General features: G+C 72.0%; 20 protein-coding genes. 6 read left to right on the forward strand and 14 right to left on the reverse strand.

The annotated features are described in order from the left end of the window. Position 1: 1 nt before the first annotated feature. Genes H9623_RS04410 through H9623_RS04425 form a run of 4 tightly spaced genes read right to left on the reverse strand, consistent with a single transcriptional unit; the run spans position 2 to position 3,895 of the window. The gene (locus H9623_RS04410; RefSeq protein WP_193718852.1) at positions 2-1,264 is read right to left on the reverse strand and encodes a glycosyltransferase family protein; all 1,263 of its coding nucleotides are present in this window, start codon (positions 1,262-1,264) and stop codon (positions 2-4) included. Beyond that, positions 1,261-2,469 carry a glycosyltransferase family 4 protein gene (locus H9623_RS04415; protein ID WP_193718853.1) on the reverse strand — a complete coding sequence of 403 codons (1,209 nt, stop codon included), beginning with the start codon at positions 2,467-2,469 and terminating at the stop codon, positions 1,261-1,263. Before H9623_RS04415 ends, H9623_RS04410 begins: the two co-directional genes overlap by 4 nt. Next, on the reverse strand, positions 2,466-3,422 hold the full coding sequence (locus H9623_RS04420) for a glycosyltransferase family 2 protein (RefSeq protein WP_193718854.1): 957 nt from the start codon (positions 3,420-3,422) through the stop codon (positions 2,466-2,468). Before H9623_RS04420 ends, H9623_RS04415 begins: the two co-directional genes overlap by 4 nt. A 2-nt stretch (positions 3,423-3,424) precedes the next feature. Next, positions 3,425-3,895: a GtrA family protein gene (locus H9623_RS04425; protein WP_193718855.1), complete on the reverse strand. Its 471-nt coding sequence runs from the start codon at positions 3,893-3,895 to the stop codon at positions 3,425-3,427. Between the two features lie 140 nt (positions 3,896-4,035). On the opposite strand from H9623_RS04425, the gene H9623_RS04430 reads away from it, so the two are divergent. Continuing rightward, positions 4,036-6,039, forward strand: coding sequence for a SpoIID/LytB domain-containing protein (locus tag H9623_RS04430; protein WP_193718856.1), 2,004 nt, complete (start codon positions 4,036-4,038; stop codon positions 6,037-6,039). Between the two features lie 12 nt (positions 6,040-6,051). Here H9623_RS04430 and H9623_RS04435 read toward each other — a convergent pair whose 3' ends face one another. From H9623_RS04435 to H9623_RS04460, 6 genes are all read right to left on the reverse strand, one after another. Next, the gene (locus H9623_RS04435) at positions 6,052-8,145 is read right to left on the reverse strand and encodes a DUF6541 family protein (RefSeq protein WP_193718857.1); all 2,094 of its coding nucleotides are present in this window, start codon (positions 8,143-8,145) and stop codon (positions 6,052-6,054) included. Positions 8,146-8,312: 167 nt separating this feature from the next. Beyond that, entirely contained in the window at positions 8,313-11,246 is a 2,934-nt protein-coding gene (locus H9623_RS04440) for an FG-GAP-like repeat-containing protein (RefSeq protein WP_193718858.1), read from the reverse strand. A gap of 136 nt (positions 11,247-11,382) precedes the next feature. Then, entirely contained in the window at positions 11,383-12,294 is a 912-nt protein-coding gene (locus H9623_RS04445; protein ID WP_193718859.1) for a hypothetical protein, read from the reverse strand. Next, positions 12,284-13,270: a Gfo/Idh/MocA family protein gene (locus H9623_RS04450; protein WP_193719016.1), complete on the reverse strand. Its 987-nt coding sequence runs from the start codon at positions 13,268-13,270 to the stop codon at positions 12,284-12,286. The genes H9623_RS04445 and H9623_RS04450 overlap by 11 nt, the downstream gene beginning before the upstream one ends. Next, on the reverse strand, positions 13,270-14,370 hold the full coding sequence (locus H9623_RS04455) for a DegT/DnrJ/EryC1/StrS family aminotransferase (protein ID WP_193718860.1): 1,101 nt from the start codon (positions 14,368-14,370) through the stop codon (positions 13,270-13,272). Before H9623_RS04455 ends, H9623_RS04450 begins: the two co-directional genes overlap by 1 nt. Next, positions 14,367-14,963 carry an acyltransferase gene (locus tag H9623_RS04460; protein ID WP_193718861.1) on the reverse strand — a complete coding sequence of 199 codons (597 nt, stop codon included), beginning with the start codon at positions 14,961-14,963 and terminating at the stop codon, positions 14,367-14,369. The genes H9623_RS04455 and H9623_RS04460 overlap by 4 nt, the downstream gene beginning before the upstream one ends. Positions 14,964-15,131: 168 nt before the next feature. Between H9623_RS04460 and H9623_RS04465 the strand changes: the two genes are divergently transcribed. The 3 genes from H9623_RS04465 (at position 15,132) to H9623_RS19280 (ending at position 18,014) form a co-directional block, all read left to right on the forward strand. Then, the gene (locus H9623_RS04465) at positions 15,132-15,866 is read left to right on the forward strand and encodes a glycosyltransferase family 2 protein (protein ID WP_193718862.1); all 735 of its coding nucleotides are present in this window, start codon (positions 15,132-15,134) and stop codon (positions 15,864-15,866) included. A 16-nt stretch (positions 15,867-15,882) separates the two neighbouring features. Continuing rightward, on the forward strand, positions 15,883-16,251 hold the full coding sequence (locus H9623_RS04470) for a DUF2304 domain-containing protein (protein WP_193718863.1): 369 nt from the start codon (positions 15,883-15,885) through the stop codon (positions 16,249-16,251). Between the two features lie 860 nt (positions 16,252-17,111). Beyond that, positions 17,112-18,014, forward strand: coding sequence for an LCP family protein (locus H9623_RS19280; protein WP_321575280.1), 903 nt, complete (start codon positions 17,112-17,114; stop codon positions 18,012-18,014). A 91-nt stretch (positions 18,015-18,105) separates the two neighbouring features. Here H9623_RS19280 and purE read toward each other — a convergent pair whose 3' ends face one another. Both purE and H9623_RS04485 read right to left on the reverse strand, forming a co-directional pair. Continuing rightward, on the reverse strand, positions 18,106-18,663 hold the full coding sequence (gene purE, locus H9623_RS04480) for a 5-(carboxyamino)imidazole ribonucleotide mutase (protein ID WP_193718865.1): 558 nt from the start codon (positions 18,661-18,663) through the stop codon (positions 18,106-18,108). Between the two features lie 3 nt (positions 18,664-18,666). Then, entirely contained in the window at positions 18,667-19,902 is a 1,236-nt protein-coding gene (locus H9623_RS04485; RefSeq protein ID WP_193718866.1) for a 5-(carboxyamino)imidazole ribonucleotide synthase, read from the reverse strand. A gap of 101 nt (positions 19,903-20,003) precedes the next feature. Between H9623_RS04485 and H9623_RS04490 the strand changes: the two genes are divergently transcribed. Together H9623_RS04490 and H9623_RS04495 are read left to right on the forward strand one after the other, a co-directional pair. Further along, positions 20,004-20,537: a GtrA family protein gene (locus H9623_RS04490; protein WP_193718867.1), complete on the forward strand. Its 534-nt coding sequence runs from the start codon at positions 20,004-20,006 to the stop codon at positions 20,535-20,537. Positions 20,538-20,623: 86 nt separating this feature from the next. Further along, positions 20,624-21,595 carry a D-glucuronyl C5-epimerase family protein gene (locus tag H9623_RS04495; RefSeq protein ID WP_193718868.1) on the forward strand — a complete coding sequence of 324 codons (972 nt, stop codon included), beginning with the start codon at positions 20,624-20,626 and terminating at the stop codon, positions 21,593-21,595. A 79-nt stretch (positions 21,596-21,674) separates the two neighbouring features. On the opposite strand, the gene H9623_RS04500 is transcribed toward H9623_RS04495, so the two are convergent. Together H9623_RS04500 and H9623_RS04505 are read right to left on the reverse strand one after the other, a co-directional pair. After that, positions 21,675-23,036: an ATP-binding protein gene (locus H9623_RS04500; RefSeq protein ID WP_193718869.1), complete on the reverse strand. Its 1,362-nt coding sequence runs from the start codon at positions 23,034-23,036 to the stop codon at positions 21,675-21,677. A gap of 34 nt (positions 23,037-23,070) precedes the next feature. Further along, positions 23,071-23,754, reverse strand: coding sequence for a response regulator transcription factor (locus tag H9623_RS04505; RefSeq protein WP_193718870.1), 684 nt, complete (start codon positions 23,752-23,754; stop codon positions 23,071-23,073). Positions 23,755-23,831: the final 77 nt, after the last annotated feature.

The raw sequence follows: 23,831 nt of genomic DNA on the forward strand, positions 1-23,831 counted from the left end.
TTCACGGCGCGTCGACCTCCGTCGCGGGAACGCCGAGGAAGTCCGCGAGGGCGCGGGCCGACGCCCGACCGTCGTGCACGTCCCGGACGAACCCCGGACCACGCGCCGCCACCTCCCGCGCACCCTCACGATCCTCGAGCAACCCCAGGATCACACCCTCCAGCGTCTCGACCGTCGCCTCGACGATCGGCACCTCACCCCCCGTGACCCCCCGCACATGACCACGCACCTGCTCGTCCACGTGCGAGACCACCACCCGTCCCGCAGCCATCGCCTCGCACGCGGCGACCCCATAGCTCCCGATCCGGAACTGGTCGAGCACGATGTCCGCACCCCGATAGATGGCCGGCATCTCTGCGGAGGGGACACCGTGAACGGCGCGGTACTCGATCAACCCACGGCTCTCGAGGTCCGCCAGGACGGGCTCGATGAGCGACGTGCCCTTGATGACGCCGCTGCTCGGCACGTGGACGACGACCGGGACCGGCCGTTCCAGCGGAGGCTCGTCCGTCGCCCACACGGCAGGCTCGACGACCACGGGAAGCCAGGTCGCCCACGGTACGTCGAGCAGCAGGTCAGGGGTCGAGACGAGCACGGGCAGCCCCGACGCCTCGATACCCGCACGGTTGCGTCGCGCCTGCTCCTCGAGAAAGGCGACGTCCGGCCAGTCGGTCTCGAGGAAGGGGGACCACCGGGACGCGGCCGCGTGCCGGCTCGGCAACCGGACCTCGCTCCCGTGGCACACCATCGCGACCGAGACGCCGTGCGAGGCCAGGTCCCGCGCCTCGGAGAACGCCGAACCGTCACCCGACCGAGGGAACAGCGGGCGACAGGCCTCGATCAGGACGTGCGAGAAGCCCCGCCGGACCGCCTTGCGTTGGGTGTGCGCCCAGGTCGCCGAGGCGGAGTAGACGTCCTGCGCGACCACGTGGTCGGCCGGGAAGGCGAACGCCCCGTGCGAGACGGTCGCCATGCTCACCGCCGCCACCCCGGGCAGCCGCTCCGCGGCACGGGCCCACCGTGTCCCCTGTCCCGCGGAGTTGGCCGGGCCGACGTAGAGCCGGACGGGCGCGACGGGGGCGGCCACGGGAGGGGGCACGGCGGCCCCCACCCCCGGCAGGGACGCGGCCAGGGCCGTCTGCCACGTCGTCGGCAGACCGTCACGGAGCACCTCGATCGGGCGGCGGACGCTTCGCGGCAAGGACGCATAGCCCTGCACCATCGATTCACCGAGTGCCCGGCGCGCGCGGGCGAGCCCGGTCATGCCACAACCCCGTCGGGTACGGTGCGTCGGCCGACCGCTGCCAGCACGACGTCGGCCGCGGCCCGGCCGGTGCTCTCGGCAGAGGCGTTCTGCACGGCCCACGACGCGAGCCTGTGCCGCGTGCCGGCCGTGGGCTCCTGGCGGAGCAGCTCGATCATCTCGTCGGCCACCTCGTCGACGTCGTAGTCCGTGGACACGCCGAGGGCGTGCTGCGACAACGCCTCGCGCACCGGCCCGGGCCCCGCGAAGAGGACCGGCGTCCCCGACGCCACCCCCGCGAAGACCTTCGTCGGGAAGGCGAAGTCGTACCCCTGCTCGGGGCGCATGCTCACCAGGCAGGCCCGGGCTCCACGGAGCCACTGGGCGGCCACCGCAGGCGGGGCGACCGGCAGGAACCTGACACGTTCACCCCCGTCCGGCAAGGACGCGGCCACCTCCTGGAGCGCCTCCCAGGCGCTGCCCTGCCCGAGGAAGACCAGGTTCGCATCGGGCACGGCCGCCTGGACACGCGGCATCGCCCGGACGAAGATGTCGGCTCCCTGCCACTCCGAGGTGGTGCCGGCGTACACCGCGTAGGGGCCCGTCGGCGCGTCCTGGTGCGGCGTACCGGCATCGGTGAAGACACCTGTGTCGATTCCGTTGCGGACCACGGCCACGTCCCGCGCACCGAGCGCACGCACCCGTCCCGCCACACCGTCGTTGATCGCGATGACCCGGCGGGCGCCGGACAGGGCCCACTTCTCGAGCCGCCGGAGGACCGAGACCACGGGTCCGGAAGCCCCCGTCGACGTCGCAGCATCCGACCAGACGTCGGCCGCGTAGTAGACGTAGGGCACCCGACGGATCGCGCAGACCACGCGCGTCACGACACCCGTCGTGGGTGGCGGCTCCGCGACGACGACGTCCGGCCGCCGGCACAGGAGGAGGCGGAAGAAGAGCGGGAGGTCGAAGCTCATGTACTGGACGTACCCCCGGACGTAGCCCGTCCGGTCGCGCAGCACCGGCCAACGGCGCACCCGGGCCCCCGGCGTCGAGCGGCCGGACGCCGCCGACGAGCCCCGGTGAGGGCGGACGGTGAGGACCGTGACGTCGGCACCGCGGTCGTCCAGAGCCTTGACGAGAGCGGACAACCTGAACGAGGCGGCGGCAGGCTCCGGGGCGAAGATCCGGCTGACGACCGTGACCCGTGGCGTGCGAGCGCTCATACGAAGGGCGCCAGGTTGGGCTTGTCGGGGCTCTCCTGGATGTCGAGCTGCAACGACGAGACGAGCATCTGGACGCCCAGGACGAACGGGGTGACGGCGAGCAGCACCGTCCCGGCGGTCGCCGGCGTCGAGTTCCAGGTCGCCGCGATCGTCCAGACGCCGGCGGCGACGCCCACGAACGTCAGGAACATCCCCATGAAGAGAAGCAGGGCGACCGGGGAGAACGACCACAGGACGTAGCGGTACCACAGCCGGTACCAGTAGCCCCGGAAGAGGAGGCTCATCAGCTCGGGGACGACCTTGCCCAACCTGATGCTCGACACCTCGTTCCCGTAGACCGCAGGGATGGGCACGTCGACCGCCGAGGTACCCGCGACGTTCAGGTGGATGAGCAGGTCGTTCTCGAAGCTGTACCGCTCCGAGACGCGGTCCAGGTCGATCTTCTCGAGCACCGACGTCCGGACCGCGGTGTAGCCGTTCTGCGGGTCGAACAGGTGCCAGTACCCGGACGCGAACTTCGTCATGAACGAGAGCACGACGTTGCCGAAGACACGGTGCCGTGGCATGCCGACGTAGGAGTCGGGACGGAAGAAGCGGTTGGCCTTGGCGAACCCGAAGCCGCCCGAGGTCACCTGGTCGAGCAGGTCGGGCAGGTAGGAAGGATCCATCTGTGCGTCACCGGCCATGACGACGTCGACGTCCGCCCCCCTCTCCATGGCGGCCCGGTGCCCCGTGATGATCGCCCCGCCCACGCCCTTGTTGACCTCGTGCCTGATGAGCACGACCCGGGGGTCGTCCGACGACTTCGCTGCCTCGGACGTCCCGTCCGGGCTGCAGTCGTCGACGATCACGATGTGGTCGACGAAGTCGGGCATGGTGTCGATGACCGTACGGATCATCGACTCCTCCTTGTAGGCCGGGACCACTGCCGCGATCCTCGCTCCCTTGTACATTCTCAGTTCTCCTCGGTGGTCGGCCGGGTAGTTTCGTGGTCCGCCTCGGGAGGGGGGGCCGGGGCAGGGTCGCGGGGGGCTGCGAAGACCCAGTGGCGGTACGCGAGATAGTTCCAGAACGTCTGGGCCACCGTCACGACGATCTTGCCCGCGGCGAAGCCCCAGCCCATCCGCTCGAAGGCCTCGACGAACACGATGTTCACGAGCGAGTTGACGGCGAGAAGCATGCAGTAGCGCAGGAGGGCCCGACCGGTCGGTGTCTGACCACCGAAGGCGAACCGTCGTTGCAGAGTGAAGTTGAACGCGAAGCTTCCCCAGAACCCGCAGGCGGTCGCGAGCCACAGCGGCGCTCCGAACCCACGGTAGAACAGCGTCAGCAGCCCCAGGTCGAGGAGCAGCGCCGACCCGCCGACCAGGAGGTACCGCGTCGCGGAGTGGTCGAGGACTCGCCGCACACCGGACTGACGTGCCATCTGTTCGCATACCTCTCTATGGCTACCTTGGTCGCCCGCACCCACCGCTCCGTGCGCAACGCCCGGGCAAGAGTACTCGTTCCCTGCGGTCGTCCAAGCACCGACGTAGCCTGAAGTCGGACCAAATCGAGGAGTCTCGCATGATATCGATACCCCGTCTGCCCGCAGTGGCGACGTGCCTCACCCTGGCGCTCACGCTGGCGGTGGGCCATGCCCCGCAGGCGACGGCCGCACCCGTGTCGACGGTCGAGCGCGTCACCCTCCCCGGCACCGGGACGATCACGATCGCCGGGCGCGGGTACGGCCACGGGCGGGGCATGTCGCAGTACGGAGCCCGTGCCGCGGCCAGCCAGGGGGTGGGGTACCAGCAGATCCTCGACTTCTACTACCCGGGGACCACCTCCGTGGCCCAGGCCGACGAACCGATCCGTGTGCTGATCTCGGCGGACTCGGACAACGACGTCAGGATCCTCGCGGTCCCGGGCATGACGGCCTCGGACAGCGTCAACCGCAACACCCCGATCGGCTTCCCGGGTCAGACGGTGACCCAGTGGCGCATCACCCGCAGCGGGTCCGGGCTGTACCTCGACGGGCTCGTCGGGGGCTCCTGGAAGAGATGGTCGCAGGGGGCCTCGCCCGGCTTCCTGAGCATCGCGGCCCCGTCCGGGTTCATCCGCCTCATCGGGCCGACCGGGACGCAGAAGGACTACCGGGGAACGGTCCGGGCGGTGATCGACGGCGCCTCACCGCGGATCAGGACCGTCAACGAGGTGCGCATGGACGACTACCTGCGTTCCGTGGTCCCGGCGGAGTCGCCGTCGTCCTGGCCCGCGGACGCGCTGCGCGCCCAGAGCGTCGCCGCCCGGACCTACGCGTCCTTCGAGCGGGCGCAGGCTCCCGGGGCCGCCTGGCACTCCTGCGACACGACCCAGTGCCAGGTCTACGCCGGGCACAAGTCGTTCACCTCCGCCGGCGTCCAGACGGCGCTGCACGAGGCCGCGACGACCGACGCAGCGATCACGTCGACGGCCAACCAGGTCCGCCACTCCGGCGGGCGTCCCGCCTTCACGCAGTTCAGCGCGTCGAACGGCGGCTGGACCGCCGCCGGGAGCCAGCCCTACCTCGTCGCACGAGCCGACCCGTGGGACGGTACGGGCAACCCCGTGCACCGGTGGTCGGTGAAGCTCACTGCTGCCCAGCTGCGCTCGGCGTTCCCGTCGGTCGGCACGGTGCGGAGCATCACGGTCCAGTCACGCACGGGGAACGGCGAGTGGGGCGGGCGTGTCGAGCGCGTCGTCGTCGCAGGGTCGACGGGCTCGACGACCGTCACGGGGTCCGCCTTCCGATCTGCCCTGGGTCTGCGGAGCGACTGGTGGAAGCTCACCGCGTCGTCACGGATCGACTCCGACTTCACCGCCGACGGACGCCCCGACCTCCTCGCCCAGATCCCCGGCGGCGGCCTGCGGGCCTACGAGGGCAACGGGACGGGCGGGTTCCTCCGGCAGACGACCGTGGGGTCGGGCTGGTCCGGCATGCGCCTCGTGATCCGCGCCGGCGACCTCACGGGCAGCGGCAACCCGGACGTCCTCGCGGTCAGCGCTCAGGGGACCCTGTACCGGTACCCCTCCGACGGCGCAGGCCGTTTCGGCCCTCGCTCCGTCGTCGGCCCGGGGTGGAGCTCCATGTCGACGATCCTGGCTCCGGGGGACGTCGACCGCGACGGCGACGCAGACCTCCTGGCGATCGACACCTCCGGGTCCATGTGGCTGTACCCCGGGAACGGCACGGGCGGGTTCGGGGCGCGACGCTTCGTCGGGCCGGGCTGGTCGAGCATGACCGCGGTCCTCGGCGCGGGCGACTGGAACGGTGACGGCACGGCGGACCTCCTGGCCCGGTCGCAGACCGGAGACCTCCTCCTCTACCGCGGCAACGGCACCGGCGGCTTCAGCCCGGTCCGCATCGGCAACGGCTGGAGCGGGATGCGCCTGCTCCTCCCGGTCGACGACTGGGACGGCGACGGCGTCCCGGACCTGCTCGCGTCGGACAGCACGGGCAGGATGTACCTCTACCCGTGGTCGGGAAGCTCGTTCCAGGCGCGTCGCCAGGTCGGCACGGGATGGAGCTCGATCGAACGCATCTTCTGACGCGCACCCGGCTCAGATGCACACGGCGTTCTGGTCCTCGAGGGGTGCAGGGTCGAGCGACTGCCAGATGCCGGGCACGCCGGGGCGTCTCTCCTGGGACGCCGCGGCCTCGGCGAGCAGCGTCTCGCTGCCCGGGACGCGGTCCCAGTCGATCTCGTAGACCCGCGCCACCTCGTTCTCGGCGACCTTCTCGAGGGCCTCGACCTGGTCGAGGTCCTCGAGGCCCGCCGGACGAGGGAGATAGCCCCTGACCCGTCCGTCGCTCACGTAGACGTGGGTGATGCCCAGCTCGGCCGCGGCCTGCTGCACCTCGGGGTCGGTGTCGAACTGGTTGAAACGGTTGAGCAGCAGGAGCTGACGGTCCGTCGGGACGATCTCGAAGTGCCGGATCATGGGCATCCGGTCGGCGAGGGCGAACATCCAGACCGAACCGTCGCACGCGTCGTTGAGCACCTGTCCCTCGGGCGGCACGATCGCCGTCAAGGACTCCATCATCTGCCGCTCGGCCGCCGTCACGGTGCTTCCTTCCCGGTAGCCGCGCTGCAGGGTCCAGACGTTGCGCGCGACGTCGGCGCGCACCACGAGGCTCAGCAGGAGGGCTGCCAGGACCGCCGACGCGACGACGCCCACCCTTCGGAACCTGGTCCCACGCCACGCCTGCACCACGGCGTCCGCGACCCGCTGACCGCCCATCCCGATCACGGGCACGGCGAGGAGCGTGGCGAACCCGACGAGTCGCCACGAGTCGTTGTAGACGAAGGCGGTCAACGAGGTGATGAGCTCCCCGTCCGACCCGGCGGTCATGGCCGCGACCGCGACCGCGACGAGGAAGGCGAACAGGTACCAGCGCACGCGGGCGGACCTGAGCATCGCGAAGCACCCCACGACGAGCAGGATCGCCCAGCCCCACTGCGCCATCGTGTTCCCGTGCGAGAGGAACAGGACCTCCCCGAACGCCTGCGGCACCGTCTCGTACGCGGGCCAGGTGATCTCCGACACCCGACCGGACTCCCGCAGCATCTCCAGGACGAGGGGACCTGCGAGCACCGCGGCGATCACCCCGATCGTCACGAGCCCCAGGCCACGCCGGGCGAAGGCCCGGGGTGTGGCAGGGACCGCCAGGGCGAACCACGCGACGAGCACGACGACCGCGACGACCGCGATGCTGGCGTGGGCCCCGAACAGCCCGACGGCGCCGATCCCCGCCACGAGCCGCCAGCGCCACGCGAGGTGCTGGTCGGACCGGGCCGCCGCGACGACGAACGGGCCGAGCAGCGCCAGGCCCGCGACGAGAGGGATCAGCGGCCCGCGGAACAGCAGGTCGTAGGGGAAGGAGCTGAGCATGGTGGCCGCCAGCGCGGCGAGCGCGGTCGCCCCGCTGCGGCGCGTCAGGTGCCAGGTCAGCGCTGCCGCGGACAACGGGAGCTGCACCGCCACGATCATCATCTGGAACAGCCCCAGGAACTGCGGCACGGCGAGTCCCGAGCCGGGCCAGGCGAGCGCCGCGATGGCGTGGAAGGCGATCGGGTAGTTCCTGATCGGTGCGTCCTCGACGACGGTGTCGTAGTACGCGAAGTTCCCCGCGAGGGAGGTCGTCCACTCCTCGGCCTCCGCGATCAGGCGGATCATGTTGGCGTGCCACGGGATGTCCCAGTCCTGGTTCATGAGGACCAGGCCGTCGGTGCCCCGCCACCAGATCACGGCGCCGACCACGACCCCCAGGAGGACGCCGACCGCGACGACGGCGAGCGCCCTTCCTTCGAGGCGCGGTGTGCCGTCCCCTGGTTCGACGCCCGTCGTCCCCGACCCCGCGGCGGGGTCTGCCCGGTCTGCGACGGCCGGCGTCGAGCGCCGACGTCGTTCGAGAAGGAGACGCACTGCCAGCGTGATCGCCGCGAGGACGACGACGGCGACCGAGGCCCGGGCGAGGTTCCACGGCAGCCCGACGACCCCGGACCAGACGCCGACGGCGGTCAGCACCCCGACGCTGATGAGTGGTGCGACCCCGACGAGCGCGCGCCAGCCGAGGCCGAGGGCGGCCCCGACCAGGAGTCCTGGCCCCCACCAGAGCGCCAGGATCAGCGCGAGCCCAGGGATCAGTTCCATCACGTTCACCAGCGTTCCACCAGCCTTCGGACGTCAGAGCCCTCTGCGGCTCCGTGCAGTGAACGACCCTACGCGGTCCGCCCGACCGCACGAGCACGACGGGACGGGCCGTCCGGCAGCGCGGAGGCTGCGGACGACCCGTCCCGTCGACGGTCCCCCAGAGGCCGTCAGGAGGCCGTGGTCCCTGCGGGTACGCTCCCGAAGACACGGGACGACAGGAACCCCGACGCACCGTTCCCCGGGTAGAGGTAGACCTTCTGGTCGGCGCCCACCGCGAGGATGTCTGGCTTCCCGTCGCCGTCCGCGTCACCCGAGCCGACGATCGCCGAGAACGAGGCCCACCCCGTACCGATCAGTGTCGGCGCCCCGAGGGTCGCTCCCCCGTTCCCCCGACGCAGGTGCAGCCGTCCCGTCCCCCGTTCGCGCGTGACGAGGTCCGGTGCCATCGCTCCGGCCCACTGGCCGACGCTGACGATCATGTCGACCGAGGAGGCACCCGACGCGAGCTGGAGCGGCACGCCGAACCCTCCCCTGCCGTCTCCCGGGTACAACCAGATGCGACCCGTCGACCGGTTGAGCGCGACCAGGCCGGGCACGCCCGTCCCGAGCCAGTCACCGGCGGCGACGACCTGGCTCATCACGTTCCAGCCGGTGCCGATCTGCCGCCCCGCCTTGTCGAACCCGCCCCCTGACAGCCCTGCGTGGAGGTAGAGGGCTCCGTTGGTCCGTCTCGTCAGCAGGTCGGGGCGCCCGTCGCCGTTCCAGTCCCCGGGTGCGATCGCCTCGGCGACCCCGGACGAGGAGATCCCCGTCGCGATCGTCCGGTCGATGGCCCCGCTCCCCTGGTAGACGTACCGGTAGAGAGCACCACCGGCCGCGATCGCGTAGAAGTCCTGCCCGGGTCCAGCACGCCCGGCGGCCAGGACAGCGGTGAACCCCTGCCACCCCGTGCCGATGCGCGACCGACCCAGGTAGCCCCCCGCTCCGTCCCCCGCGTAGGTCCACAGGTTGCCGGCCGAGTCCCGCACGGCGAGGTCCGCGTTCCCGTCGCCGTTGAGGTCTCCTGCTCCGATGATCGCCGTCATGGCGTTCCACCCGGTACCCAGCGTGAGCACCTTGCCCGAGAACCCTCCCTTGCCGTCGCCGACGTAGGTGCGGAGGACGCCGTCCGCGCCCCTCGCGGCCAACGCCGGGCGTCCGTCGCGCAGGTCGCCCGCCATCGAGAGGGACGTCATGCCGTTCCACCCGACGCCGATCTTCCGTGCCGCGCCGAACCGCCCCTGGCCTGCCGACGGGTAGAGCCAGAGCGAACCGTCGCGGGCCTGCCTGGCCAGCAGGTCGGGCCTCCCGTCGCCGTTCCAGTCGTGCCCCCCGATGATCAGGTTCATCGTCTGCCAGCCGGTGCCGATCACCCGCTTGGCACCCCAGCCCCCGGCGGCGGTCCCGGGGTACAGCCAGAGCCGGCCGTCCGTGCCGAGCAGCATGAGGTCGGGCACCTTGTCACCGTCCCAGTCACCGGGCGCGATGGTCTTGGGGCCGGTCCACCCGCTGCCGACGAGCGCGGCGGGGCGCCACCCCGAGGCGCTCGCGGTACCGAGCGACACGCCGGCCGCTCCGCGCAGCACGAGGTCCGGTGCCGAGCCTCCGGTCAGGTCGTGCGTCGGGCCGCGGTCGAGCACGGTCCCCTGGAGCGACGTCGCCGAGGCACGGATGCTCCCGAGCAGCGGGTAGAGGTACGCCCCCGGGCAGCTCGTCTGACCGACGTCGCGGTGCCCCACGACGACCGGGCGCCGGACGCCACCGACCACCGCGGTCCCGTCGGGACGGACCCCGTGCAGGGCGAGCTTCCAGGCGACGACCCGGCTCACCGAGTTGACGGCCGCCTGCGGGACCGCGACCTCCTGGTAGTTCCCGAGCACCGAGACTCCGAAGAGCTCGGAGTTGAAGCCCACGGCGTGCGCCCCGATCACCGCCCGGTCGATCCCGCCGCTGCGGCCCTCCCAGATCCCGCCGAACTTGTCGACCAGGAAGTTGTACCCGATGTCCCCCCAACCGCGCGACGACGCGTGATACGTGTAGATACCCCGCAGGATCGACGGCACGTTCGCAGCCGTGTAGTTGTTCGACCCGGCGGTGTGGTGGATCACGGCCCCCTTGACGACGCCGATCTGGGGCGTCCACTTCATGAGCGACTCGTCGGCACCCCACTGAGCGCGCGACCGGATCGCCGGGACGGGGGCGCTCACCGCTGAGGGGAGCGCAGCCGTCGCCGACAACGCGGTCGTCGGCTCGGCGAGGTCCACCGCGGACGCGACGGACAGCGCGGACGCGTCGAGCGAGGAGACCGCGCCGGCCTCGGGGACCCCCGTCGTCGGACGGTTCGCGACGAGCTGGACACCGCCGAGGTCGTCGACGTCGGCCGTACCGTCGGCCGTCCCACCGGCCGCGGACGCATCCGGCGCCCCGGAGGTGGTGTCGCTCCCCGGATCGATGATGACCAGCTCGGGGTTGACCGGGAGGTCGTCACCCACCCCACGGACGACCGCCTGGACCTCGTCGACGACGCCGACGAGCAGGGGCTCGGTGCCGTCGCGCGGTGCGGGCCCGTCCGTCGGGCCGGACGGCGCGGGCTCACCGGGCGCGCTCAGGCCCTCGAGCTCGAGCGGGACCCAGTCGCTCCACGTCTCGCCCTCGCGGGTACGGACCGCGACGTCGACTCCGTCCGGTGCCGTCCCTGCGTCCCAGGTGACCCCGACCGTCGCGTAGCCCGCACCCGGACCAGCGGCTGACAGCAGGGCGTCCTGGACGGCCAGAGCCCGCGCTCCGGGCGCTGCCGCCGCCGGTGGCACAGCCTGGGGCGTGCTCTCGTCGACCAGCGGGTCCGAGCTCGAGGCCGCCTGGTCGGCGATCTCGTCGGCCAGCGCGGGGTCCTCCTCCAGGGTGAACGTCGCCTCGGCCGCGGCGACGCCCGTGTCGTCGTCCACCGTGACCGCCGTGCCGACGCCCTGCTCGGTCGCCTGGACGGGCGCGACCGCAGCGACGCTGCTCAGCACGAGCACCGTCCCGAACGCCAGCCCTCTTCTGTCGCGTCGATTCCTCATGCCTGTCGCCCCTCGTCTCACGTCTTGGCGCGCACTCCGCTCACCGACCATACGTGGCCCTATGTGCGTCGGGGCGACGACAGCCCTCACGGTCCCCCGGGCGCGTCGCGACCATTCGGACGTTCCCGACGAAGAGTCAGGTGGTGACGGCGACGACCCCGGAGACGAGTCCGGCGACGAGGCCCGTGTCGGACATCACCGCCATCCCCAGCGCCACGACGGCGAGCAGCACCATCGGCCACCGGCCGAGACGCATGCCGCGCGCCAGCGCGAGCAGAGACGCCGCCCCGGCCCCGGCGAGCAGCGAACCGCTCACACCGAGGCACGCCACGAACACGGTGGCGGGCGGCAGCGACGTCCACGCGGCGTATCCCAGGTACGGGATCCAGGGGGACGACGCGAGGACGTAGAGCACGCCGAGCACGACGTGGACGGCGGGCAGGACCAGCCACCGTCGCCCGAGGACCAACCAGACCACCCCGCACACGACCAGCGCACCACCGAGCCAGGCCGGGGGCAGCCGCAGCGCGGTACCGAGCAGGACCTCGCCGGCCGCCTGTGCAGGGGTCTCGGGCGTCGCCGGGCCAGGAGCACGCGACGCCACGCCGGACAGCACGACCGCGACGGCCACGGCCAGGGCAGGTCCCGCGACCAGCTCCACGACGCGTCGGGCACCACGACGGGTCCGACCGTCGAGGAACAGCCCGACGGCCACGGGCAGGAAGGAGACGGCCACGACGTCCCGCGGCGCCAGGGTCGTCAGGGTCAGCCAGGGGTACCAACCGACCGCGAGGACCGCGAGCGTCGCCCACGCCTGGCTCCAGGGGTCGTCCCCGAGGAGTCGCCGCAGGACGAACCACTGCCCGACGGGCCAGACGAGACAGACCGACAGCGCGACGATCACGAAGGTCGACGTCGGCAGGACCACCGCACCGGAGTCCTGGGCGGCCAGGAGCCGGACGAGCTGTGCCCCTGCCGTGACGACGACAGCGAGGGGCACCAGCGCACGACGCGCCGGGTGCCCCTCGCTCAGGACGTCAGAGCTCAACCGTGACGCCACGTGCCGCCGAGTCGAGGACTGCTTCGGCCACCCTCAGCGTCCGCAGCCCCTCCTCCATCGTGACCACGTCGTCGCTGACCCCGAGCACCGCGTCGCGGAACGCCTCGTGCTCGACACGCAGCGGCTCACGCTTGGCGATCGCGTAGCGGACGATGTCGCCCTCGGAGACACCGCGGAACGCGGTGATCGACTCCCACTCGGTCGGGATGACACCGTTGGCGTAGAACGTCAGGTCGGCGCTCGCGGTGTCCGCGACGTAGGCCCCGCGCTCGCCGGTCACCATCGTGAGCCGCTCCTTCATGGGAGAGAGCCAGTTCACGATGTGGTTGACGATCACGCCGTTCTGCAGCTGTCCCGTCGCGAGGACCATGTCCTCGTGCGGGCGGCCGCTCCGGTGAGCCGTCTTCGCCGTGATCGACTGGTACGGGCTCTGCGCCACCCACGCGGTCAGGTCGATGTCGTGGGTCCCGAGGTCCTTGACCACGCCGACGTCGGCGATGCGCGCCGGGAACGGGCCCTGGCGACGGGTAGCGATCTGGTAGACCTCACCGAGCTCGCCGGCCTCCATGCGCCGACGCATCTCCTGCAGCGCAGGGTTGAAACGCTCGATGTGTCCGACGCACCCCACGAGACCGGCGTCCTTGAACGCCTGCGCGACGCGCGCGCCCGCCTCGCCGTTCTCGGCGATGGGCTTCTCGACCATGGTGTGGACCCCTGCGGCGGCGAGCGCGAGCCCGACCTCCTCGTGGAGCCGTGTCGGCACCGCGACGACCGCGATGTCGATCCGTGCGGCGATCAGCTCGTCGACGGTGCGCAGGAGCTCGAGGTCACCCGCGACGCCGTACGGGTCGCCGCCCGGGTCCGCGATCGCGACGAGGTCCACGCCGGGGAGCTCACGCAGCACGCGTGCGTGGTGGCGCCCCATCGCTCCGATACCGATGAGTCCGGCCCTGAGGTTCGCCATCATGCACCTGCCTTGACGACGGCGTTGACGCCGGTCACGATGCGGTCGAGGTCCTCGGCCGACAGCGACGGGTGCACGGGCAGCGAGATGACCTCTGCCGCGGCCTTCTCGGTCTCCGCGAGCTCCAGGCCCGGAGCGAAGTGCTTGAGGCTCTCGAGACGGTGGTTCGGGATCGGGTAGTAGACCCCCGACCCCACGCCGTGCTCCTCGCGCAGAGCGGTCACGACCCGGTCACGGTCCTCGGAGACGCGGATCGTGTACTGGTGGTAGACGTGCACGGCGCCGTCGGCGACGCGCGGGGTGACGACCCCCTCGAGGTGCGCGTCGAGGAAGGCCGCGTTGCGCTGGCGGTCAGCGGTCCAGCCACCGACCTTGGTGAGCTGCACGCGACCGATCGCCGCGTGGACGTCGGTCATGCGGGCGTTGAAGCCCACGACCTCGTTGGCGTACTGCTTCTCCATGCCCTGGTTGCGCAGCAGGCGGACGTTGCGCGCGATCTCGTCGGTCGCGCACGAGACCATGCCGCCCTCGCCCGACGTCATGTTCTTGGTCGGGTAGAGGCTGAACATCGCGAACGCGCCGAAGCTGCCGACGGGGCGCCCGCCGAGCGAGGCCCCGTGCGCCTGGGCGGCGTCCTCGAAGAGGAGCAGGTCGTGCTCGTCCGCGATCGCCTGGAGCGCCGGCATGTCGGCGGGGTGGCCGTAGAGGTGGACCGGCATGATCGCCTTGGTCCGCTCGGTCACCGCGGCCCGGACGGCGTCAGGGGCGAGGCAGAAGTACTCGGGCTCGATGTCGGCGAAGACCGGGGTCGCCCCCGTGAGCGCGACCGAGTTCGCCGTGGCGGCGAACGTGAAGGACGGGACGATGACCTCGTCGCCGGGACCGATTCCCGCAGCCAGGAGCCCGAGGTGCAGACCCGAGGTGCCCGAGTTCACGGCGACCGAGGTGCGGCCGCCCACCAGGACGTCGCCGAACTCCTTCTCGAAGGCCGCGACCTCCGGGCCCTGGGCGATCATCCCGCTGCGTAGGACACGGTCGACCGCCTCTCGCTCCTCGTCGCCGACGATCGGCTTGGCTGCTGGGATAAGCGCCTGGCTCATGGGGCCACTACCTCTCTGATGGAGTTCTCGTGCTCTTCGAAACGGGTGCCGTTCACCGGGCAGACCCAGTGGTCCCCCTGTCGTTCGAGCGGCTGACCCGCGTACCCGACCCACCCCACCTGCCGCGCCGGCACACCGACGACGATCGCGTGGGGAGGGACATCTCTGGTGACGACGGCACCGGCAGCCACGGTTGCCCAGGCTCCGACCGTCACAGGCGCCACGCAGACGGCACGTGCTCCGATGGACGCGCCCTTCTCGATCGTCACACCGACCGCGTGCCAGTCGTCAGCGCTCTTCAGCGAGCCGTCAGGATTGATAGCACGGGGGTAGGTGTCATTCGTGAGGACTGCGGCCGGGCCGATGAAGACTCCGTCAGCCAGGGTCGCCGGCTCATAGACGAGTGCGTAGTTCTGGATCTTGCAGTGTCGACCCACCTGGACTCCGGTGCCGATGTAGGCGCCTCGTCCGACCACGCATGATTCGCCCAGTCTGACGCCCTCTCGCACCTGAGCGAGATGCCAGATCTGGCTGCCCTCACCGATGCTCGCGTCGTCGGAGACATCGGCGCTGGGGGCGATGCGAATGGTCATGAAAAATCCCTTCGAGATCTCAGTAGCCCAGGAACACTCTAGACGGCGCGCACAGTGACATCGACCACGGTCACGGCGTGCATCACGACGTCACCGGGCGGTGCGACCGGGGCACCACCGCACGGTCGTGACATCGACCGGTCAGGTCGGCCTGCAAGAATACGTGCCATGGAATCCCCTGAGGCGCCCGGCCTCACCGAGTCGACCCTCGTCGCCCCTTCGCCGGACCGTCGGACGCTCGACGACGTCTGGCTCGTGGTCCCGCTGTACAACGAGGCCGAGGTGGTGGGCGACGTCGTCCGTGCGGCCCTGCGGACGTTCCCGCACATCGTCTGCGTCGACGACGGCAGCTCGGACGAGTCGGCCGCCCGCGCCCGGGAGGCCGGCGCGACGGTCCTGCGGCACGCCGTGAACCTCGGCCAGGGTGCAGCGCTGCAGACAGGCATCGAGTACGCGCGGAGCCGGCCCGGTGCCGCCTACGTCGTGACGTTCGACGCGGACGGGCAGCACCAGGTGGAGGACGCCGTCTCGATGGTCGAGAGGGCCCGCTCCGAGGACCTGGCCATCGTGTTCGGGTCACGCTTCCTCGACGACCGGACGCGGCCGGGGCTGCTCAAGCGGGCCGTGCTCCGCACGGCGGTCTGGTTCACCAACCGCAGCACGGGACTGAGGCTCACGGACGCCCACAACGGGCTGCGCGTCCTGCGGGTCGACGCGGCGCGCACGGTGGACCTCCACCAGGACCGCATGGCCCACGCCAGCGAGATCGTGCTCCAGCTCGGGCGCACCGGCCTCCCGTGGGGAGAGCACCCGGTCCACGTCCTGTACACGGACTACTCGCGCGGCAAGGGACAGTCGCTCTGGAACTCCGTCAACATCCTCGTCGACCTGGTCTTCAAGTAGACCGGAAGGGCTCCTCATGCTGATTCAGGTCATCCTCCTCGCAGCGATCGCCGTCGTCGCCGTCCTCCTCACGCGGTCGACCGCCGACGCACGCCACCAGGCCATCCGCAGGCTGCTGCTCGCGGGCTTCGTGGTCGCGTCCGTCGCCGCCATCGTCTTCCCTCAGGCCCTGTCGTACCTCGCCAACCTCATCGGGGTCGGCCGTGGGACCGACCTCCTGCTCTACGCGCTCGTGATCGCGTTCGTCAGCTACATCGCGACGAGCCATCGGCGGGCGAACCAGCTCTCGCGCAAGATCACGCTCCTGACGCGGGAGCTGAGCCTCGCCGAGGCACGGATCGAGTCCGTGGCCAAGCCGGAGGACACTCCCCCTCCCGCGGCCTGATCTGCACAAGTCCTCCACCCGAAGCGCTCCGCCCGCTTGCCGGTCCTCACCCGTGCCGCAATAGGCTCTAGCCGTGACGTCTCCTCGGCCCTCCCTCTCCGCCACCGGCACTGCCGCAGGTCAGCGGCCCTCGTGGCGCCAGAGCTGCCCCTCCCCGTCCGCAGAGACCGGCCTGCACACGCGGTCGGTCCAGGTCGACGTGCGCCGCGACGACGGCGCACGGGTCGGCGGCTGAGGTCATCATGTCCCGTGACGAGACCCCGTCGGACCGGACCCGTCCGCCCAGCTTCACGCCGCAGCCGGGCCGCACGGAACGCCCGCCCAGCGCGGACGACGCCATCCCGGTCGGCTCGAACGGTTCCGCGCGGCGTCGGCCCGTCGAACCGATCGCCCCGGACGTCCAGGTCCCGCCGGCGGGCGAGCCGCGGATCCGGCGTCAGTCGTCACGCCGAGACCCTGCGCCGCAGGCCCGTCCGGGGACGCCGCCGTCGGCGATCCCCGCACGGGGAGTCGGTCGCCAGCGGACGGGTGCGGGCGACAGCGCCCCACGACGCTCCGTGAACGGCGCCGAACCACCACCGTCGCTTCCGCCGGCCCAGGGGCGCCGCGCGCCGTCGGGAGGGTCCTCGTCCGTCCGAGAGGTCGGCCCCACGGGCACCCGCGTCGCGCAGGGGGCCGCGTTCCGGCCCGCGTCCGGCGCCCGGGCGGCGGGGCCTCGCCCTGCCACCTCGCGTCAGCGCCCGCCCCGGGCTCCGGGTTCGCAGGGAGCTCCCGGCCGCCCCGTCGACGGGACTCCTCGCGCCGGGGCGCCCCGCGTCCGGGTGCGCAAGCGGCGCCTGTTCGCCACGGCAGGGGTCCTCGTGCTCGTCCTCCTCCTCGCGTGGCCGATCGGGCTGCTCGTGTGGGCGAACGGCAAGATCCAGCACGTCGACGCCCTGTCCGGGGCCGCGGGAACCCCTGGGCAGACCTACCTGCTCGCGGGCTCCGACGCTCGCGGCGAGGGCTTCAGCGAGGACGGTACGGAGGGCGCGCGTACCGACACGATCATGATCCTCCACAAGCCACGCAGCGGGCCCGCGTCGCTCATCAGCCTGCCGCGCGACACGTTCGCGGAGATCCCGGGCAAGGGTCCGGCCAAGCTCAACGCCGCCTACTCGTGGGGCGGGGCGCCGCTGCTCGTCCAGACCGTCGAGGGGCTCACCGGTCTGACGGTCGACCACTACGTGGAGATCGGGTTCGGAGGCGTCGCGGGGATCGTGGACGCGGTCGGTGGCGTCGAGCTGTGCCTCGACTACGACGTGGACGACGCCCGGAGCGAGCTCGTCTGGACCGCGGGCTGCCACGTCGCGGACGGGAAGACCGCGCTGGCCTTCTCGCGCATGCGCTACGCGGACGCCCAGGGCGACATCGGCCGCGCGGAGCGTCAGCGGCAGGTGATCGGCGCCGTGAGCAAGGAGGCTGCCGACACGAGCCTGCTGGTCCAGCCCTGGAGCCAGGTCTCGCTCCTCGACGCCGGCCTGGCGTCGTTGGTCGTCGACGAGAAGACCGGGATCGTCGACCTCGGCAGGTTGGTGCTCGCGTTCCGCGAGGCGAACGGGCCGGAGGGCGTGACGGGTACGCCGCCCATCTCCAACCCGGACTACCGTCCGGGTGGTGTGGGCTCGACCGTGCAGCTCGACCCGGACCTCAGCCCCGCGTTCTGGACCGACGTCCGGGACGGCACGCTGCCCGCGGGCGTCGTCGGCGGGCTACCGCAGCAGTAGGCATGTCCGGAAGGGCCCGCTCCGTGCGGGCGGGCCCTTCCGGGCCGTGGCCCCTGGCCGCGCGTCCGTGCGGCCCGCCCGTGCGGCGCGCCTAGGCCCCGAACCCGGTCCGGCGCTCCCCCGCGACCGAGGCGCGCAGCGCGGCGCCCTTGGCGTGCGCCTGCTCGCTCAGCCCGTCCTGGAAGGCGACCATCTTCTCGCGCAGGCGCACCGCGCCGTCGTCCACGCCTGAGGCGAGGATCCGCGCGGCGAGCAGACCCGCGTTGCGCGCGCCCCCGATCGAGACGGTCGCGACAGGTACGCCCGCGGGCATCTGGACGATCGACAGGAGCGAGTCCATGCCGTCGAGGTACCGCAGCGGGACGGGCACCCCGATGACCGGCAGCGGCGTGACGGCCGCGAGCATGCCCGGCAGGTGCGCGGCTCCCCCGGCGCCCGCGACGATCACGCGCAGCCCGCGCTCGGCGGCGCTGCGACCGTAGTCGATCATCTCGGTCGGCATGCGGTGGGCCGAGACGACGTCGACCTCGACGGCCACGCCGAACTCGCGCAGCGCGGTCGCTGCCTCCTGCATGACGGGCCAGTCGGAGTCGGAGCCCATCACGATCCCCACGACGGGGTTGTCGACCACAGCGGTGTTCTCGGACATGTCTCAGGCCTTCGTCTCGTCGGTGGTGGGGTCCGTGGGGAGGGGTTCGCCGCGCAGCAGAGCGGCTGCGCCCAGCGCCCGACGGCGGACCTCGCCCAGGTCCTGACCGCTCACGTTCACGTGGGCGAGCTTGCGGCCCGGGCGCACGTCCTTGCCGTACAGGTTGACGCGGGCGTCGGGGAACGCGCCCAGGACCTCCGGCAGCGCGTCGGTGAGCGCGGGCAGGCTCGAACCGAGCACGTTGGCCATGACGGTCCACGGCGCCGTGGGCGCCGTGTCGCCGAGCGGCAGGTCGAGGACCGCGCGCAGGTGCTGCTCGAACTGGCTCGTGACCGAGCCGTCGATGGTCCAGTGGCCCGAGTTGTGGGGTCGCATCGCCAGCTCGTTGACCAAGACGCGGCGCACAGGGGGTCCGTCCGCCGAGCCGTCGAGCAGCTCGAACATCTCGACGGCCAGCACGCCCGTCACGTCGAGGCCCTCGGCGATCTCGACCGCGACCTGGCGCGCCCGCCGGGCCTCGTCGTCGCTCAGGTCCGGGGCAGGGGCGACGACCTCGGCGCACACGCCGTCCCGCTGGATCGACTCGACCACGGGCCAGGTGCGGACCTCACCGCTGGGCCGACGAGCCACGAGGACCGCGAGCTCGCGCGTGAACGGCACCTTCTCCTCGACGAGGAGCTGCGGGCCGCCTGCTGCCGCGGCGACGAGCCAGTCCGTGGCGTCGTCGGCCGAGGACACGACGCGGACGCCCTTGCCGTCGTAGCCGCCACGGGACGTCTTGACGACCGCCTGGCCGCCGACCTCGTCGAGGAAGGCGGCGAGCGTCGCGCGCCCCTGCTCGGGGTCGAGCGGCAGGGGGGCCCAGCGCGGGCAGGGAGCACCGAGCTCGGTCAGGCGCCGTCGCATCACGATCTTGTCCTGGGCCTGGACCAGGGCGTGCGGCGCGGGCCGCACCGGGGTGCCGTGCTCGATGAGGTCGGTCAGCAGGTCGTTGGGGACGTGCTCGTGCTCGAACGTGAGGACGTCGGCGGGCGCCCGCCCGTCCGAGGGGGTGATGAGGTCACGGATCGCGGCCTCGTCGGCCGCGGCGCCCACGGGGGCGTCGGTCACGACCTGGGCCGCCGACGATCCAGGAGCCTCGACGAGCACCCGCAGGTGCACCCCGAGCTCACCGGCCGCAGGGGCCATCATGCGGGCGAGCTGCCCGCCTCCGACAACGGCGATCACTGGTGCTGACACGTGTACCGAGGGTAGTCGCTCGGCCGGCCGTCGGCCGACGCGTCCCACCCGGCGGTTGCTCCTGGCAATCTTTCCCAGGTCCACGGCGTACCCTGCCGAGCATGCCCAGCCAGGTCGACGAGCTCGCGCTCGAGCCAGCCGGGCCGTCCACCGCCCGCGGCACCCGAGCCGTTCGCGCGCCGGTCGGCGGCCCTGCTCGTGGTGCGCGCAGCGCGCGCGTCGCCGCGCGCCTGCTTGAGCTCGGCCGCTTCAGCCTCGTCGGGACCATCGCGTTCTTCGTCGATCTCGGCGTCTTCAACCTCCTGCGGTTCGGCCCCTGGGAGGCGCTCAGCTCGAGCCCTCTCGAGGCCAAGGCGTTCGCCGTCGCGGTGTCGACGCTGGTGTCGTGGCTCGGCAGCCGCTACTGGACGTTCTCCGACCGGCGCACCGCGCGGCGCACGCGCGAGCTGGTCGTGTTCCTGCTCGTGAACGCCGTCGGCATGGCCATCTCGCTCGGGTGCCTCGCCTTCACGACGAGCGTCCTGGGCCTGACGTCGCCGTTCGCGGAGAACATCTCCGCGAACGTCGTCGGCCTCGCCCTGGCCAACCTCTTCCGCTACGCGAGCTATCGCAGGATCGTCTTCACGGGCGTCTGACCGCACCGCGGTCGGCGGCGGCGACCGTCACGCCGTGCCCGGTGCGTCGCGCCGCCCACGGCGTCACCCCGGCCTAGGGTGGCGACATGCTCAGGCGAACGAGCCTTCTCACGGCCGCCGTCCTCGTCACGCTGACGGGGTGCACGGCGGAGACCGCCACCGAGCCCAGCACGGAGCGATGGCACACGTCTGCCTACGCCGCGCACGAGATCCTCCCCCGCACCTACTCGACGCTCCTCGACCTCGACGACCCTGACCAGCCCGTCGACGACCGCGGTGTCCGCGCCGTCCCGTGGGAGGGCTTCGCGGAGCCGGTCTACCATCCCGTCGCCATGGCGATGTATGCGCTCCGTGCCGTCGAGTCCTACCGGCAGACCGACGATCCCGAGTACCTGCGCCGCGCGATCGCGAACGGGGAGGCCCTGCTCGACGGGTCGGACGAGATCGCCGGGGCACGGTGGTTCCCCTACCCGTTCGACTACGCGTTGAACGGCGACCAGGGGATGACGCTCACCGCCCCCTGGTACTCGGGCATGGCGCAGGGCCAGGCGCTCTCCCTCGTCTCACGGCTGTGGAGCGTGACCGGTGACACGCGGTGGCGCGACGCCGCGACGAGCATCGTCGCGACCTACCGTGCCGACGGCCCCGGGGACGGTCCGTGGTTCGCCCACGTGATCGCCGGCGACCTGTGGTTCGAGGAGTACCCCGACGCCCGCGGCACGGTCGCGCCGACCCAGGTCGTGAACGGGCACGTCTACTCGGCCTGGGGCCTCTACGACTATCTCACCTTCGTCGACCACGACGACCAGGTGCTGGCGCTGTGGGACGGCGCCGTGACGACCGTCCGCCGACAGTTCTCCGCGTTCCGGCTCGAGGACGCGATCTCCTACTACTGCATCGCGCAGTACTGCAAGGACACGTCGTGGCGGTCGGAGCCGTACCATCGTGGCGTCGCCAACCAGCTGGACACGCTCGGGCTGATGACGGGGGACGCCGCGTTCCTGGAGCTGGCCGACACCCTCCGGCGCGACTACGCGGCGTCCGGGGCGACGCGCTGACCGTCGCCCCCGCTCCCGTCGTCCGACCGTCGGGCGCGGGCACGCACTCCTGCGAGCCCGAGGGGCCCGCGGAGCCCAGCTAGCGGGGTTCGCCGCCCGAGCCGCGTCCTCCGCGACGTCGACGCCTGCGGCCCCCGGACGAGGAGATCGACGTCCCCGTCGGGAGGACGATCCGCGGGTCGAGCGTGCGGGGCACGCCGGCGAGGAAGAGCACGAAGACGGGTGGGCGCCGCTGCGCCAGCTCGAGCCGTCCTCCGTCGGCCGCCGCGAGGTCCCGCGCGAGCGCCAGCCCCAACCCGGTGCCCGCCCCCGACGTCGCGCCGCGCTCGAAGACGCGTGAGGCCATCTCGTCGGAGACGCCCTCCCCCTCGTCCCCGACCTCGATCGCGACGGCCCCGCTGGTGCCGCTCGGGCGGGCACGCACCGTCGTGGTGCCGCCACCGTGCTTGAGCGAGTTCTCGATGAGGGTCGCGAGGACCTGCGCGAGGGCACCGGGCGTCGCGAGGACCTGGTACCCCTCGGGCACGTCGACCACGAGCCGACGTCCCGCCTTGGCGAAGGTCGGGACCCACTCCTCCTCCTGCTGACGGACGACGTCGATCAGGCGGACGGCCTCGGTCGTCCCGCCCTGCGCGCGCCGCGACTGGGTCAGCAGGTCGTCGACGACCGTGACGAGCCGCTCGACCTGCTCGAGCGAGATCCGCGCCTCTTCCTGGATGTCAGGGTCGTCGGAGGCCATCGAGATCTCCTCGAGCCGCATGCTCAGGGCCGTCAGCGGCGTGCGGAGCTGGTGCGAGGCGTCGGACGCGAACTGTCGCTCGGCAGCCAGGCGCCCGGCGAGCCGGTCTGAGCTGCGGGCGAGCTCGGCGGCCACGAGGTCGATCTCCTCCACGCCCGAGAGCTCGAGGCGTGGACGGACCTGCCCCGATCCGAGCTGTTCGGCCGAGGCCGCGAGGTACACGAGGGGCGCGGAGAGCCGGTTCGCCTGCCAGACGGCCATCGCGATGCCCGCCGCGAAGGCGACCACGGAGGCGGCCACGACGAGCAGGACGACCTGAGCCGCGTTCCAGTAGCTGTCCGCGAACGACGTGCTCATGGCGACGGTCGCGTTCTGGCTGGTGCGGTCGGCGGCCTCGTTGGCCCGCCCGGTGATGATCTCGCCCGCGGTCATCTGCTCGCCGTCGGGCAGGCTCACGAACACGTAGGCGCGCAGCTCCCCGGGGCGCCCCTCGGACGCGTTGTCCAGGATCGACTGCGGGACGGGCTCCCCCTGGGACAGCCGGTTGTCGACGTTCCGGGCGAGGTTGTCGACGCGCTGCTGGAGCCGGTCGGTCTCGCTCGCGAGCACGAACTGCGCCCCGAGGAACGCGAGCGGGAAGCCCAGGAGCACGACCGCGACGGCGACGGCCGCGACCGTCGCCTGCAGCACGCGTCGACGCACGGTCCCGGGCTCCTTCGCTAGTCCTGCTGGACGATCAGCCCTCGCCCGTCTCGAAGCGGAAGCCCAGGCCCCTGACCGTCGAGACGTAGCGCGGGGAGTTCGCGTCGTCGCCGAGCTTGCGACGCAGCCAGGACACGTGCATGTCGAGCGTCTTGGTGGAGCCGACGGGCTCGGACCCCCACACGTCCCGCATGAGCGTGTCACGCACGACGACGGAGCCGGCGCTCGCGATGAGCACGCGCAGGAGCTCGAACTCCTTGGTCGTCAGGTGCAGCTCGCGGTCCCCCTGGAAGGCGCGGTGGGCGGCGACGTCGATACGGACGTCCTGCGCGACCAGCTCCTCCTCGTCGGCAGTGTCTCCGTGGGTGCGACGCAGCAGCGCCCGGACCCGGGCGAGGAGCTCGGCCAGCCGGAAGGGCTTGGTCACGTAGTCGTCGGCGCCGGCGTCGAGGCCGACGACGAGGTCGACCTCGTCGGCGCGGGCCGTGAGGACCAGGACCGGCGTGGTCAGACCCTTGTTGCGGATCTCACGTGCGACGTCCAGGCCGTCCATGTCCGGGAGGCCGAGGTCGAGCACGACGATGTCGACACCGTTCGCGGCGTCGATCGCTCCTTGACCAGTTCCTTGCACGACCACGTTGTAACCCTCACGCGTCAGCGCACGCGCCAAAGGTTCGGCAATCGCCGGGTCGTCCTCCGCTAGCAGTACGTGGGTCATTCGATCATGCTAGGGCATTCGCAGAACTTTGGCGTTATCCGGCGGGCCCTGTGGGACGCACGTGACACATCTGATGG

It is taken from the genome of Oerskovia douganii, assembly GCF_015142735.1.
Lineage (GTDB): Bacteria > Actinomycetota > Actinomycetes > Actinomycetales > Cellulomonadaceae > Oerskovia > Oerskovia douganii.